The organism is Nonomuraea sp. NPDC050790, assembly GCF_044456745.1.
GTDB lineage: Bacteria > Actinomycetota > Actinomycetes > Streptosporangiales > Streptosporangiaceae > Nonomuraea.
On sequence record NZ_JBITGF010000003.1, the window covers coordinates 511,367 to 525,279 of the forward strand.

Sequence of the window (13,913 nt, forward strand, 5' to 3'; positions counted from 1 at the left end):
GTCGTCTTTTAACGCCCCCCGGTCCGGCTACACTCCGTTTATTTGTTCCACCACCCCCCCGCCGTGGCCGGGGCGGGGCGCGGGGGGGGCGGGGCCCCGCGCGCCCCACGATTCTCCGCCCCTGTGAGATGGATCACGAGGCTGGAATGTCACCGCCGGCGAGGTCGTCCCGTCCTCCGCATGGGAGAACGACTCCCGGAGGAGCGTGAATCATGCGGGACATCTTCATCAAGGCGGCGATCGTCATCTCCGCCGCCACCATGGCAGTCACCGGCGTCTGGATGCGCATCGATCCGGCCGGCTTCGCCGAATGGGCGAACTGGCCACTGCACGTGCACTTCCTGCACGATGCCGGCGTGTTCCAGATGGGCATCGCGCTGATGATGCTGACCGCCCTGTGGTGGCGGGACGTGGTGACGGTGGTGCTGGTCGGGTTCGTGTTCGCCAACACCTTCCACGCCGTGAACCACCTGATCGACAACGTCGCCCTGGGCGGCGGCAGCGGCTCCGACTGGTGGAGTCTCGGCCTGGTGTCCGTTCTGGCCACCGCCGCCCTGGTCGTGCGCAGGCGCGCGGTCGGGTCACACGTGAACGGTCGTGACCGGCATGGACGAGTCGGCGGGAATGTCCAGGGCTGACGGGGTGATCCCGGCCGCCACCAGGTCGGAGCCGAGCACGGCGACCATGGCGCCGTTGTCGGTGCACAGCCCCGGCCGGGGTACGCGCAGCCGTACGCCCGCCTTGTCGCAGCGTTCCTGGGCCAGGGCGCGCAGCCGCGAGTTGGCCGCGACGCCGCCGCCGATGAGCAGGTCCTTGACGTCGTACTTCTTGCACGCCTGAAGGGCCTTGCGGGTCAGCACGTCGACCACGGCCTCCTGGAAGGAGGCGGCGACGTCCGGCACGTGGATGGAGTCCTGGGCCTCGACCCAGCGGGCGACGGCGGTCTTCAGTCCGGAGAAGGAGAAGTCGAGGGTGCCGTCGTCCATCTTGCCCCGGGGGAAGTCGATCGCGGCGGCCGAGCCCTCGCGGGCGGCGCGGTCGATGTACGGGCCGCCGGGGAAGGGCAGGCCGAGGACCCGGGCGACCTTGTCGAACGCCTCGCCCGCCGCGTCGTCGACGGTGGAGCCCAGGGAGATCACGTCCTGGGCCACGTCGGGCACCAGCAGGAGCGAGGAGTGGCCGCCGGAGACCAGCATGGCGATGCAGGGCTTGGGCAACGGCCCGTGTTCGAGCTGGTCGACGGCGACGTGGGCGGCGAGGTGGTTGACGCCGTAGAGGGGGACGCCGAGGCCCAGCGAGTAGGACTTGGCCGCGGCCACCCCCACCAGCAGCGCGCCGGCCAGCCCGGGACCGGCGGTGACCGCGACCGCGTCGATGTCGGAGAACGTCAGGCCCGCCTCGGCCAGCGCCCCCTCCACGACCGGCGTCATCGCCTCCAGGTGCGCCCGCGAGGCCACCTCGGGCACGACGCCGCCGAACCTGGCGTGCTCGTGCATGCTGGAGGCGATCGTGTTGGCCAGCAGCGTGTGCCCGCGTACGATCCCCACCCCGGTCTCGTCACACGAGGTCTCGATGCCGAGAACCAGGGGTTCGTCCTTGTCAGCCATCCAGCTTCCTTCTCATCATGACCGCGTCGGTGCCGTCGTCGTAGTAGCGCCGGCGCAGGCCGATCTCCTCGAATCCGAAATGTTCGTAGACCGCCCTGGCCCGCGGGTTGTCGGCCCTGACCTCCAGGAAGATCTCCCTGGCCCCGCGCCTGCGCGCCTCGCCGAGCAGCTCGGTCAGCATGGCGCCGCCGATGCCGCGGCTCTGGTGCTCGCGCAGCACCGCGATGGTCTGCACGTCGGCCTGGTCACCGGCCGCGGCCAGCCCCGCGTAGCCGACGATCTCGTCGTCGTCGCGCACCGCGACGACGTAGTGGCGGGTGCGCGGCTGGTCGGCCAGCTCGCCGCGCATCATCCCCTCGCTCCACGCGTCCAGCGGGAACGTCGCCCGCTCGATGGCCATGACCGCGGGCAGGTCCGCCTCGGTCATCTGCCGCAGTCTCACGCCCGCTCCCTGGCGCGCCTGGGTTCCTTGCCGGTCACCGTCTTGGGCGGCTTGGGCTCGACCGCGTCGGGCCGCCGCAGGTAGATCGGGCGCGGCTCGTCGAGCGGCTGTCCCGCCGCGAGCCGCTCGGCCGCGAGCGCGGCCAGAAACCCCGCCAGAGGGTACGGCGGCGCCACCGCCGCCCCCAGCACCTCGGGATAGAGGTCGGCCCCCGCGACCGGCAGCCCGTCACGCGGGATGTCGGCGGGTTTGTCGACGAACGGCCCCTCGGCCCGGGTGCGCGCGTCGTCGTAGCGCGCCCAGAACAGCTCCTTGCGCCGCGCGTCGGTCACCACGAGGAAGGGCTCGTCGCGGCCGGTGCCGTAGGCGAGGGCGTCGAGCGTGCAGACGCCGTAGACCTCGGCCAGGCCGAGCGCGGTGCCGAGCCCCTGGGCGGTCATCAGCCCGACCCGCAGCCCGGTGTAGGGGCCGGGACCGGTGCCGGCGACGATGGCGGTCACCTCGCGCAGCGGCACCCGAGCCTCGGCCAGCACCTTCTCGATGGTGGGCACGAGCAGCTCGCCGTGACGGCGCGCGTCGACCGTGGTGGACTCTGCGAGGACGCGGTCACCGTCGTGGAGGGCGGCGGTGACGGCGGGTGTCGCGGTATCGAAAGCCAGGACCAGCACGAACAATGAGCCTACCGGCCCCGCGTCATGACCATCCTGTCCGTTCGCGAAGCCAGTCGACGGCGACCTCTCCCTGCGCCGCCTGGAAGGCTCTGACGGTGGGGATGCCGGGTGGGGGCGGCTGGCGGCTCTGCCGTACGAAAAAGCCCGCGAACGCGGCGATGACGCAGGTCACGGCCGGGTCGGGGTCGGTGAGCAGCTCGCCGGGACGGGGGCCGCCCTGCATGGCGACCGACGGCAGCATGCCGAGCCGGTCGAACCAGGGGGCGCCGAGGCAGGCGTAGGGCCAGTCCACGATGTAGACGCGCTCGTCGGTGAGCAGGACGTTGTCGGCGCGCAGGTCGGCGTGGACGAGCGTGTTTCCCGCGGCGGCCCGCTCCCAGCCGGACTCCAGCTCGGCCAGGGCGGCGAGGTGGCGGGTGATCCAGGGGTCGAGGCCGTCCTGGTCCTCGGTGAGCAGGAGGCGCCAGCCGCGGAAGGACTGTCCGAGGAGCTCGGCGATGGGCGGCGCGGCGATCGGGGCGGGGGTGAGCGTGGCCGACAGCTCGTCCACGGCGGCCAGGACGCGGTCGAGCTCGTCGCGCCGCCACGGCATCGCGGGCGGGCGGCCGTCGATGTCCTCGAAGAGCAGGACCACCCAGCCGTCCAGCTCGAAGGAGGTGAGCAGGCGCGGCGCGGGCAGGCCGGGCGGCAGCGCGGCGGCCACGCGGGCCTCGTCGCGGTAGAGGGAGACGGCCACGTCGTTGACGCCGGGCGCGACCGCCTTGACGAAGGCGCGGCGGCCGGTGTCGAGCAGCAGGCGGGCGGCGGTCGCGGGCGAGAAGCCGCCGGTCTGGGTGACCGCCTCCGTCACGTGCCCGCCGAGCAGTTCCTCGACCCGGGCGCGCACCGGCGCGGCCACCTCCGACCAGGGAACTCTTACTCCTGAGGCATCAGGCGGGGGAGGCATAGACGATGACGTTATCGTCGTACTCGCCCTTGGCGTAATCGAATTTTCCGCCGCAGGTGACCAGCTTGAGCCCGTCGTCGACGTAGACGCGCTTGGCGGGGAAGTCGTTCTTGTGCACCTGCTCGACCGAGTCGACCTTGTACTCCACGGTCTTGCCGTCGCTGCGCTCCACGCGGACGACCTGGCCCTTGCGCAGGTGCCGCAGCTTGTAGAAGACGGCGGGCGCCGTCTTGGTGTCCACGTGGCCGACGATGACCGAGGCGCCCTTCTCCCCCGGCACGGCGCTCTTCTCATACCATCCGGCCAGCTTGGGCTTCTCGTACGGCGGCAGCTCGACCTCGCCGTCCTTCGTCAGCCCGAGCTTCATCAGGGGGGCTTCCACGTCGATCGAGGGGATGTCGATGCTCTGCGGCACCACGGCCTCGGCCTTCTTCTCCACGGTCTTGCCGAACGCCACCAGCACCAGCCCGGTGATCGCCCCCGCCAGCACGACCCGTCCCGCACGGGCCATGCTCAGGCCCGGCGGCGCTTGAGGATCAGTACGGCACCGCCCGCGAGAGCCAGCCCGACGATCACGCCGACGGGACCGATCGGCATCGAGGAGTCGTCGGCGGCGTCCTGGCCGAACGTGCCGCCGCCGCCCGCCCTGGGCGCCTTGGTGGGCACGCCGGTGGGCGTGTCGTCGACGGACCTGACCACGCGCAGGGTGGCCTTGCCGATGTGGTTGGTGCCGTCGCACTTGACGTCGACGGTGTAGTTGCCGCGTTTGACGGTGCCGGAGACCGACGCCTGTCCGCGTACCCAGGGGACGGGCGCGGGGGTGGCGGTGCCGTTGGTGGGGCTGGCCGACGGCGTGGCGGGCGGCACCGGGTTGAGCGTGACGCCGGACAGGAACGCGTTGGAGGAGGCGGTGCCGACGTGCGCGGGCCCGCCGGTGGGCACGGGGCAGTTGGCCAGGATCCAGACCTTGGAGGTCTCGCCGGCGGTGACGCGGTCGGGGTTGAGCTGGACGTCGATCGCCGCCCGGGTGGCGGTCGCGGTGGCCGGCGGCGGAGAGGTCGTGGTCGTCGTCGGGCTCGCCGAGGGCGTGCCGGTGGGATTGGTCGAGGCGTCGGCTGTGCAGCCGACAACGCCGATCATGACGATGGCACCTGCGTACGCGACTTGTCTGACCCTGAGCACGGCCGCACCCCACTCCGCCGACTTCCCTCAGCATCCACCAGAATTGTGGATACCGCCCCACCTGATACCCAGAAAATCTAGGTAAATCCATGACCAATGATCATGATTTACGCCAATGTCGATACTCGTCAAGGGTGCCAGGGTTGCCGGGGCATGCGGAGCGTTTTACTCTTCTACGCGATCAGACGGCGTGTCGGCCCAGCGGGCGCCCACCCCGCGCACGGTGACCAGGCGCACGTCGTCGCCGCCCTCCCGGTCGATGTGGATCTCCAGGCGGTCCTCCGACAGCCCCTCCACCAGGCCCTCGCCCCACTCGACGATCGTGACCGACTCCTCCAGCGAGGCGTCCAGGTCGAGGTCGTCGACCTCGAGATTCCCCCCCAGCCGGTACGCGTCCGCGTGCACGAGCGGCGGCCCCTCGCACAGCGACGGATGCACGCGGGCGATGACGAACGTGGGCGAGGTGATCGGGCCGCGGACCTTCAGTCCCTCGGCGATGCCCTGCACCATCGTCGTCTTCCCGGCGCCCAGCGGCCCCGACAGCACCAGCAGGTCTCCCGCGCGCAGCCGGGCAGCCAGCCGCGCGCCGTACGCCCGCATGTCCTCCGCGGTGGCGAGCCTTTCCACTAGATCTCCTTGATCAGATCGCGCAGCGCCTGGTTGACCACGGCCGGGCGCTCCAACTGGATGAGGTGCGAGGTGTCGGGCACCTCGGTGAAGCTCGCCTGGGGCAGCGCCTCGGCCATCGCCCTGCCGTGCTCGGGCGGGGTGAGCCAGTCCTTGTCGCCCACGAGGATCGCGGTCGGCACCGGGTCGAGCACGTGCAGCGCCGAGAGCTTGTCGTGGTCCATGAGCGCCGGGTAGAAGTTCGCGAACACCTCGGTCGGGGTGGCGCGGATCATCGACTCGGCGAAGTCGACCAGGGTCGGGCTGACGTTCTTGGAGTCGCCGAAGCCCACGAAGCGGGTGATCAGGAAGGCGATGTCGCTGCCCGCGTGGCGGGTCCTGTCGACGAGGGAGCCGCGCTTGCCGAGCAGCGAGACCGTGCCCGGCGCGATCTTGTGGACCGCCTTGGAGACCATCGCGGGCAGGCCCAGCGTCAGCTCGGCCAGCTTGCCGGCGCTCGTGGCGATGAGCGAGACGGCGCGGATCTTGTCGCCGAACAGCTCGGGGTGGCGGTCGGCCAGCGCCATGACGGTCATGCCGCCCATCGAGTGGCCGACCAGCACGCACGGCCCCGGCACGAACCGCTCCAGCACCTCGGCCAGATCGTCGCCGAGCCGGTCGATCGTGCTGTCCTCAAGGGCGGCGCGCTGGGAGCGGCCGTGGGAGCGCTGGTCCCACAACACCAGGCGGTAGTCCTCGCGCAGGTCGCGGCGCTGATAGTGCCACGACTCCAGGTTGAGGCAGTAGCCGTGGCAGAGCACGATCGTCAGCGGCGCGTCCTCGGGGCCGTCGATCTCCACGTGCAGGTCGATGCCGTCGGAGGTGGTGTGGGTGCGCTCCCTGCCGCGCAGCTCGCCGAAGGGCTCGCTGGCCTCGGGGTCGGGGCGGAGCCTGATCCTGCCCACCGCCAGGCGCTTGGCCAGCGCCAGCCCCGCGACGCCCGCCGACGCGGCGCCGACGATCGCGCCGGCGATCCCGACCTTCCGACGTGTTGTCGTCGTCATGTCCCCTCATAAACTCTCGGCACGCGTGCGCCGATCTTGGTCACGATCTCGTGCGTGATCGTGCCGAGGTTATCCGCCCATTCCTGCAAGGTGGCCTCGCCCTCCCTGCCTGGTCCGAACAGGACGACCTCGTCCCCTGCCTCGATGGCGTCGTCGTCGACGTCGATCATGAACTGGTCCATGCACACCCGGCCGGCGATCGCCCTGCGGCGCCCCCCGGCCAGCACCTCGACCCGCCCCGTCGCGTGTCTGAGGATCCCGTCGGCGTACCCGAGGGGGACCAGGCCAAGCGTTGTCTCGCGATCTGTGACATAAAGGTGCCCATAGGACACTCCGGAATTCTCGGGCATGCGCTTGGCCAGGGCGAGCCGGGCGACCAGGGTCATCGCCTGGCGCAGGCCGAAATCACCCAGCTCGGGGATCGGGCTCAGGCCGTAGAGGGCGATGCCTGGCCGTACCAGATCGAAGCGGGCGCGCGGGACGTTCACGATCGCGGCGGAGTTGGCGATGTGCCTGATCACCTGAGACCCGCACAGCCCGGCCTGGTCGGCCTGCTTCAGCGCCTGGTCGAACGCGTCGAGCTGGGCGTCGATCGAGGGATGGCCGGGGATGTCGGCGCAGGCGAAGTGGGACCACAGGCCCACGACCTCGACGGCCCCCTCGGCGCTCAGTCTCGCGGCGGCGGCCAGCAGCTCGGGCCAGGCTGCGAGCGGCGCGCCGCCCCTGCTCATGCCGGTGTCGGCCTCCAGGTGCACCTTCGCGGTGACGCCCGTGGCGCGCGCCGCGGCGGCGATCTCCGCCAGCAGCCCCGTCTCCGCCGCCGACAGCTCGACGTCCGCGCGCAGCGCCTCCTCGTACGGCCCGCCCCGCGTCAGCAGCCACGACGTGACGGGAACGGTGACCCCCGCGGCCCGCAGCGCCAGCCCCTCGGCCAGCGTGGCCGTGCCCAGCCGGCCCACGCCCGCCTGGAGGAGGGCCCGCGACACCGGAACCAGCCCGTGCCCGTAGGCGTCCGCCTTGACCACGCCCATCAGCGCGGCGCCGTCGGCGTGCCCGGCGAGCACGGCGACGTTGTGCCTGATGGCGGACAGATCGATACGGGCCTCGGCCGGAGATGTCATCCTTCCAGTGTGTCAGCTGTCCCGGATGCTTGAGCGGGGTTCACCGGCTACGACAGCGACCTGATCGCCGCCGGGATCGCGGCGGCCACGTCCGCGGTGACCAGCGGCGCCCCGTCGGCGGCCAGCCGCCCCGCCAGCCCGTGCAGATAGGCCCCGCACGACCCGGCGTCGTAGCAGCTCAGCCCCTGGGCCAGCAGCGCGCCCGCCACTCCGGCCAGCACGTCGCCGGTGCCGCCCGTGGCCAGCCAGGAGGTGCCCGTGCGGTTGACGCGCACCGGCCTGTCCTCCTCGGCCACGAGCGTCGTGGAGCCCTTGAGCAGCACCGTCACCCCGAGTTCGGCCGCCGCCCTGCGCGCGTGCTCCAGCCTGCCCGCCTCGACGCGCTCGCGCGGCACCCGCATCAGCCTGGCCAGCTCACCGGCGTGCGGCGTGATCAGGACGGGCGCGCTGCGGCGCAGCAGCGCGGCGTCCCGCGAGACCAGCGTGAGCGCGTCGGCGTCCACCAGTACGGGCACGTCCTCGGCCAGCACCCTCCTGGCCAGCTCGTGGGCGAAGTCGCCGGTGCCGAGCCCCGGCCCGAGCACCCACGCCTGCACGCGGCCGACGCCGTCGAGCGAGGGCTCGGCCAGCTCGCTGATGACCGCCTCCGGCCAGTGGGAGCGCACCTGCGCCACGGGCGCGGCGGTGCCGACGTAGCGCACCATGCCCGCCCCGCCGTGCAGCGCGCCGCCGACGGCCAGCACGGCGGCGCCGGTGTACTCCTCGCTGCCCGCGGCCACCCCCACGACGCCCCTGCGGTACTTGTCCGACTCGACCCCCGGCTCCGGCAGCAGGTCGGCGACGTCGCCGTCGGTGAGCGCCGCGACGTCGGGATCCGGCAGGTACGCGCCCAGCCCGATGTCGACCAGCTCCAGCCGCCCCGTGTAGCCGGCGCCCGGGTCGACCAGCAGCCCGGTCTTGCAGGCGCCCATCGTGACCGTCACGTGCGCGCGTACCGCGGCTCCCGAGACCCGGCCCGTGCTCGCGTCCACCCCGGACGGCACGTCCACGGCCACCACCAGCCCCGGCCCGCGGTTGACCCGCGCCGCGGCCGCCGCGTACGGCTCCCGCAGCGCCCCCGCGACCCCGATGCCGACCAGCCCGTCGACGACCAGGTCCGCCCGGTCCACGGCCTCGATGCCGCGCACCCGCCCGCCGGCCTGCCGCAGGGCCGCCAGCCCCGCCTCGTGGACCTTGGAACCGGCCAGGACCGCCTCGACCTGGGCGCCGCGCCGCGCCAGCCGTACGCCGGCATAGAGGGCGTCGCCGCCGTTGTCGCCGCTGCCCACGAGCAGGACCACCCGCGCGCCGTAGACGCGCCCGAGCATCCCCGCGCAGCGGGCGGCGAGGCCGGCGGCGGCCCGCTGCATCAGCGTGCCTTCGGGCAGGCGGGACATGAGCGTCTGTTCGGCGGCCCTGATCTGGTCGGCGGTGTAGGCGGTAAGCATGATCAGAAGCTATCCCTCCGCGATCACGTAGGCCATCGCCACGCCCGCGTCGTGCGAGAGCGAGAGGTGCCAGCGCTTGACGCCCAGGCCGTAGGCGACCTCGGCGGCCTTGCCGCGCACGTGGAGCTCGGGCCGGCCGTTCTCGTCGCAGACGACCTCGGCCTCCAGGTGGCCGAGGCCGCGGGGCGCGCCGAGCGCCTTGGCGACGGCCTCCTTGGCGGCGAAGCGCGCCGCCAGGGAGTGGATGGCGCGGCCTTCCTGCTCGTCCGGCGTGAACAGCCGGTCGCGCAGCCCGGGGGTGCGCCCCAGCGCCGCCTCGAACCGCGCGACGTCCACCACGTCCACCCCGATGCCCAGGATCATGTTCCCAGGCTAGGGCAGGCGGGTCGCGAGCCCGTCGAGGATGCGGTCCACGCCGTAGCGGAAGTCACGGTCGCGCAGCGCGCCGGGGCCGCCCGCCTGCTTCAGCAGGTCGACGTCCAGCGCGTGGAGCCTGGGCAGGTCCCGGTTGGCCTCCGCCGCCGCGGCGCGGATCTGGGCCTCCAGCTCCTCCTCGGTCTGGCCGAGCCTGGCCAGCATCGACAGCAGCGCGGCCTCGCTCGTGGACATGCCGATGACGTAGGCGAGGAGCGTGCTCATGGCCTGGTTGGCCTCGTCGAGCTCGAACCCGGCCAGGCTGAAGATGGCGAGCATCCGGTCGGTCTGGCGCATCAGGTTGGGGCCCAGCTCGGCCAGGCCGACCTGCCCCAGGACGGAGGCCACCCACGGGTGGCGCAGGATCATCGAGCGCAGGCTGTCGGCGCAGGCCAGCGCCGCCTCCCGCCAGTCGCCGCGGGCCTCGGGGACGCGCAGCTCGCCGTACACCTCGTCGACGACGAGCTCGATGAGCTCGTCCTTGTTGGCGACGTGGCGGTAGAGAGAGGTGGCGCCGGCGTTGAGCCGGGTGCCGAGCGTGCGCATGCTGAGGTTGTCCATGCCCTCCTCGTCGAGGAGCTTCACGGCCTCGGCGACGATGCGCTCACGGCTGAGGGCGGGCTGTTGCTGCTGGCGGCGCGGACGGGTCCACACCGAGGGGATGGGCTGCTTCTGGGCGGGCATGCGAAACTCCTCTCACGTGCCCGCCAGCATAGAGTACGACGTACGCACGACGCGAACGTTCTGGATGGACGCGTACGACGTTCCCGTCAGAAGCCGCCCCGATGCCAGGGCCCCCAGATGGCGAACGACCTCCCCCGGTTCGACTGGACGTTGACGTAGAGGGTCCGCCCGCCGGGCCCGAACGTCGAACCGGCGAACTCCGCCCCCGGGTCCCCTGCCACGGGCGCCAGCCGGGCGAAGTCGAAGATCTCACCCCGCCTGGTCAGCCCGCGCAGGAAGTTGTCGCCGTCACCGTCCTCGCACAGCACCAGCGTGCCGCGGGGACTCGCCGTGACGTTGTCGGGCAGGTCGAGGACGGCCGAGCCCGGCGACTCGTAGGCGAGCTTCAACCGGCCGCTCCACGTCTCGTACGCCCAGACCTGCCCCCGGCCCTTGCCGAACCCGGACGGCGGCCGGTCGCCCGTGGCGGTGGCGCCGCCCTGGGTGGAGACGAAGTAGACGGTGCCGTGGTGGTGGACCGCGCCCTCCAGCCTGGAGAAGATCGCCGCGCCCCGCTCGAACCCCTGCGCGCCGACCGCCCGCACGGCCGTGTCGTTGCCCGGCGTCCCGGTGAACTCCGGGTCCGGCTCCGGGATCTCCACCCACCGGGTCCTGTACACGGCGCCCGCGGGCTGGCCCGCCGACAGATCCTTCCCGTCCTCATCCCGTACGGCCAGCATCTCCAGCCGCCCGCCGTCCAGGATGCGCCCGGCCTTCAGCGGATGCACCGGCGGAAGGTAGCGGTAGAAGCCCGACGGGAACCCGAAGTCGTCCTCGGTCAGGTACAGCGCCCCGCCGACCGGGTCGAAGGCGGCCGACTCGTGCGCGAACCGCCCGGCCGACCTGATCGGCTCCGGCCTGGCCACGCCGCTGATCGGCACCTCGAACACGTAGCCGTGCTTGCGCGTGAGCCTGGAGTTGTCGCCGCCGGAGAAGTCGTCGCCGACGTCCGGGCCGTTGACGGTCTCCTCGCAGGTCACCCAGGCGCCCCACGGCATCGGGCCGCCCGAGCAGTTCATCATCGTGCCGGTGAGCGAGGGCCCCGCGGCCAGCACCTCCCCGTACGGGGTCACCCGCAGCGTCACGGTGCCGCCCCCGGCGGCCTGGTCATAGGCCCTGTCCGGGTCGCCGAACGCGCCGACGGGCCCGTTGACCTCGTGGTTGCGCACCAGGATCGTGCTGCCGCGCGGCCCGCGGAAGGCGGCCATGCCGTCGTGCCTGCCCGGCACCTCGCCCGCGCCGCCGGGGAAGCGCTCACCCGCCACGCCGAACGAGCGGTAGCGGAACCCCTCCGGCAGGAAGAGCCTGACGCGGCCGTCCCTGGCGTCGGGCACCGGGCGGAGCGGGCCGTACCCGCCTCCGGGACGCACGCCGCCGCGGGCGCCCGCCTCGGCCACCCCGGCGAACGGCCCGGCGATCCCCGCCGCGACGGCCCCCGCGAGAAAGCGACGTCGATCCATACCGCAGACCTTCGGTTGTTCAATGTCCCACCCGGCAGAGGAGGTACATCATTCCCCGGACCAAGCCCCGGTAATCCCCGTCTTTTGTCCACAGGCTGTGGAGCGGGCACCCGTGGGGATCCGGTTTGTATACCGTCGCTACGCTGCCAACGTGAACAACGGCTACGTGGAACTGAGCAGGGAGCAGTGGAGCGACCTCCGCAAGAACACGCCCTTGACTCTCACCGCAGACGAGCTGGAAGCCCTGCGCGGCGTCGATGACCCCATCGACCTCGCCGAGGTCACCGACATCTATCTCCCACTCACCCGGCTGCTCAACCTGCACTACACCGGGTCCCAGCAGCGCAGCAACGTGCTGAGCGCCTTCCTCGGCAAGCCGGGGCCGCGCGTGCCGTACGTGCTGGGGATCGCGGGGAGCGTCGCGGTCGGCAAGTCGACCACGGCGCGGCTGCTGCACACGCTGCTGGCCCGCTGGCCCGAGCATCCCGACGTCGGCCTGCTGACCACCGACAGCTTCCTCTACCCGAACCACGTCCTCGAAGCCAAGGGCATCATGCACCGCAAGGGCTTCCCCGAGAGCTACGACCGGCGGGCGCTGGTGCGCTTCGTGGCGGAGGTGAAGGCGGGCGTGAACGAGGTACGCGCGCCGATCTACAGCCACCTCGAGTACGACATCGTCCCCGGGGCCCACCAGATCGTGAAAAACCCCGACATCTTGATCATCGAAGGGCTCAACGTCCTGCAGCCGGCTCCCCCGACCTCGCTGGCCGTCAACGACTACTTCGACTACTCCATCTACGTGGACGCGAAGGTCGAGGACATCAGGAACTGGTACGTCGACCGCTTCCACAAACTCCGCAGAACCGCCTTCGAGGACCCCAAGTCCTACTTCAAGTACATCGCCGAGCTCTCCTACGAGGAGGCCACCGACTTCGCCGTCGACGTCTGGCGCGACATCAACGAGCGCAACCTGGTCGAGAACATCGCCCCCACCCGCGGCCGCGCCGACCTCGTCCTGCAGAAGGGCGCCGACCACTCGATCAGGCGGGTACGGCTGCGCCGTACGTGAGATCCCCGCCCCCACCCTCCCCCAGCACGTAGACGGCGAACCGGCCCTGGCAGCCCTGGTCGTCGATGTCGGCGAACCAGCAGTCCTCGCCGTCGACGTGGCAGATGCGAATTGACATGCGCCCAGCCTGAAGGGACCCGTTCAACAGAACGTCAACATCGGATACACGACAATGACCCCGTGCTACATCTTCGATTGATCTGTCCGTCCAGCCGTACGGACGAGGCGCTGGGCGTGCTGGAGGAGTGTCCGGGCATCACCAACATCGTGGTGCTGCCCGGCGCCGCCCGCGAGCCCGCCGGCGACGTCATCCTGTGCGACACCGCGCGCGAGTCGGCCAACCAGGCCCTGGCCAGGCTCAAGTGGCTGGAGGACGAGGGCTCGATCGCGATCGAGCACATCGACCTGGCCCTGTCCAAGGTCGCCACGGAGGCGATCGAGGAGGCGCCCGGCGACCCCGACGACGCCGTGGTGTGGGAGGAACTGGCCCAGCGGGTCCACAACGACTCCCGCATCACGTGGGCGTACCTGGCCTTCCTGGCCATCGCCACGCAGCTCGCCGGCATCGGCGCCCTGCAGAACTCGCCCATCCTCATCGTCGGCGCGATGGTCCTCGGGCCGGAGTTCGGCGCGATCGCGGCCATCTGCTTCGGGCTCCTGCGCCGCCGCTGGCGGCTGGTGATCGAGGCGATGCGGACGTTGTTCATCGGCTTCACCATCGCCATCGCGATCACCTTCGCCTGCGCGCTGGTCTCCCACTGGCTCGGCTGGATCGACATCACGAACCTCAGGATCAACGACGAGGTCAAGTTCATCGTGAAGCCGGACCGCTGGTCGTTCATCGTGGCGCTGCTGGCCGGCGTGGCGGGCGTACTGTCGATCACCTCGGGCAAGTCCTCGGCGCTGATCGGCGTCTTCATCTCGGTCACCACCATCCCCGCCGCCGGATACCTGGCCGTGGCGCTCGCCGTCGGCGACTGGACCGAGGTCGCGGGACCGGTCTGGCAGCTCGCCGTCAACATCGCCGGCATGGTCTTCGCCGGGACCGTCACCCTGCTGATCCAGCGCAGAGTCTGGCCTCAAGTAGGACGCCCATCCTCCCCGTGAAGGAGGCCGCGGCG

17 protein-coding genes are annotated in these 13,913 nt (G+C 71.7%); 3 read left to right on the top strand and 14 right to left on the bottom strand.

The genetic code is table 11. The features are described from left to right. Positions 1-212 precede the first annotated feature (212 nt). Positions 213-638 (top strand): hypothetical protein, encoded by a 426-nt coding sequence (locus tag ACIBEJ_RS17175; RefSeq protein ID WP_397183702.1) that lies wholly within the window; start codon positions 213-215, stop codon positions 636-638. Here ACIBEJ_RS17175 and tsaD read toward each other — a convergent pair. From tsaD to ACIBEJ_RS17240, 13 genes are all read right to left on the bottom strand, one after another. Further along, positions 582-1,607, bottom strand: coding sequence for a tRNA (adenosine(37)-N6)-threonylcarbamoyltransferase complex transferase subunit TsaD (gene tsaD / locus ACIBEJ_RS17180; protein ID WP_397183703.1), 1,026 nt, complete (start codon positions 1,605-1,607; stop codon positions 582-584). The two genes, ACIBEJ_RS17175 and tsaD, sit on opposite strands and share 57 nt — an antisense overlap. Then, complete coding sequence (gene rimI / locus ACIBEJ_RS17185; RefSeq protein WP_397184318.1) at positions 1,600-2,034, bottom strand: ribosomal protein S18-alanine N-acetyltransferase; 435 nt, start codon at positions 2,032-2,034, stop codon at positions 1,600-1,602. The genes tsaD and rimI overlap by 8 nt, the downstream gene beginning before the upstream one ends. Before the next feature lie 11 nt (positions 2,035-2,045). Further along, positions 2,046-2,717 carry a tRNA (adenosine(37)-N6)-threonylcarbamoyltransferase complex dimerization subunit type 1 TsaB gene (gene tsaB / locus ACIBEJ_RS17190; protein ID WP_397183704.1) on the bottom strand — a complete coding sequence of 224 codons (672 nt, stop codon included), beginning with the start codon at positions 2,715-2,717 and terminating at the stop codon, positions 2,046-2,048. A 25-nt stretch (positions 2,718-2,742) separates the two neighbouring features. Then, complete coding sequence (locus ACIBEJ_RS17195; protein ID WP_397183705.1) at positions 2,743-3,606, bottom strand: phosphotransferase family protein; 864 nt, start codon at positions 3,604-3,606, stop codon at positions 2,743-2,745. 43 nt (positions 3,607-3,649) lie between these two features. Further along, a complete protein-coding gene (locus ACIBEJ_RS17200) occupies positions 3,650-4,177 on the bottom strand; it encodes a class F sortase (RefSeq protein WP_397183706.1) in 528 nt (175 codons plus the stop codon). A gap of 2 nt (positions 4,178-4,179) precedes the next feature. Continuing rightward, positions 4,180-4,806, bottom strand: coding sequence for a hypothetical protein (locus ACIBEJ_RS17205; protein ID WP_397183707.1), 627 nt, complete (start codon positions 4,804-4,806; stop codon positions 4,180-4,182). A gap of 207 nt (positions 4,807-5,013) precedes the next feature. Then, positions 5,014-5,475, bottom strand: coding sequence for a tRNA (adenosine(37)-N6)-threonylcarbamoyltransferase complex ATPase subunit type 1 TsaE (gene tsaE / locus ACIBEJ_RS17210; protein ID WP_397183708.1), 462 nt, complete (start codon positions 5,473-5,475; stop codon positions 5,014-5,016). Then, on the bottom strand, positions 5,475-6,518 hold the full coding sequence (locus ACIBEJ_RS17215) for an alpha/beta fold hydrolase (RefSeq protein ID WP_397183709.1): 1,044 nt from the start codon (positions 6,516-6,518) through the stop codon (positions 5,475-5,477). Before ACIBEJ_RS17215 ends, tsaE begins: the two co-directional genes overlap by 1 nt. Further along, positions 6,515-7,639 (bottom strand): alanine racemase, encoded by a 1,125-nt coding sequence (alr, locus tag ACIBEJ_RS17220; protein WP_397183710.1) that lies wholly within the window; start codon positions 7,637-7,639, stop codon positions 6,515-6,517. Before alr ends, ACIBEJ_RS17215 begins: the two co-directional genes overlap by 4 nt. A 47-nt stretch (positions 7,640-7,686) precedes the next feature. After that, positions 7,687-9,126, bottom strand: coding sequence for an NAD(P)H-hydrate dehydratase (locus tag ACIBEJ_RS17225; protein WP_397183711.1), 1,440 nt, complete (start codon positions 9,124-9,126; stop codon positions 7,687-7,689). A gap of 9 nt (positions 9,127-9,135) precedes the next feature. Further along, on the bottom strand, positions 9,136-9,489 hold the full coding sequence (locus tag ACIBEJ_RS17230) for a holo-ACP synthase (RefSeq protein WP_397183712.1): 354 nt from the start codon (positions 9,487-9,489) through the stop codon (positions 9,136-9,138). A gap of 9 nt (positions 9,490-9,498) precedes the next feature. Further along, the gene (locus tag ACIBEJ_RS17235; RefSeq protein ID WP_397183713.1) at positions 9,499-10,224 is read right to left on the bottom strand and encodes a TetR/AcrR family transcriptional regulator; all 726 of its coding nucleotides are present in this window, start codon (positions 10,222-10,224) and stop codon (positions 9,499-9,501) included. An 86-nt stretch (positions 10,225-10,310) separates the two neighbouring features. Further along, positions 10,311-11,723, bottom strand: a complete 1,413-nt coding sequence (locus ACIBEJ_RS17240; RefSeq protein WP_397183714.1) for an alkaline phosphatase PhoX — start codon at positions 11,721-11,723, stop codon at positions 10,311-10,313. A gap of 166 nt (positions 11,724-11,889) precedes the next feature. Here ACIBEJ_RS17240 and coaA point away from each other — a divergent pair, with 166 nt between their 5' ends. Further along, positions 11,890-12,792, top strand: coding sequence for a type I pantothenate kinase (coaA, locus tag ACIBEJ_RS17245; RefSeq protein WP_397184319.1), 903 nt, complete (start codon positions 11,890-11,892; stop codon positions 12,790-12,792). On the opposite strand, the gene ACIBEJ_RS17250 is transcribed toward coaA, so the two are convergent. Beyond that, complete coding sequence (locus tag ACIBEJ_RS17250) at positions 12,764-12,910, bottom strand: hypothetical protein (RefSeq protein ID WP_397183715.1); 147 nt, start codon at positions 12,908-12,910, stop codon at positions 12,764-12,766. The genes coaA and ACIBEJ_RS17250 overlap by 29 nt on opposite strands. 62 nt (positions 12,911-12,972) lie before the next feature. Here ACIBEJ_RS17250 and ACIBEJ_RS17255 point away from each other — a divergent pair, with 62 nt between their 5' ends. Then, a complete protein-coding gene (locus ACIBEJ_RS17255) occupies positions 12,973-13,899 on the top strand; it encodes a DUF389 domain-containing protein (protein WP_397183716.1) in 927 nt (308 codons plus the stop codon). Positions 13,900-13,913: the final 14 nt, after the last annotated feature.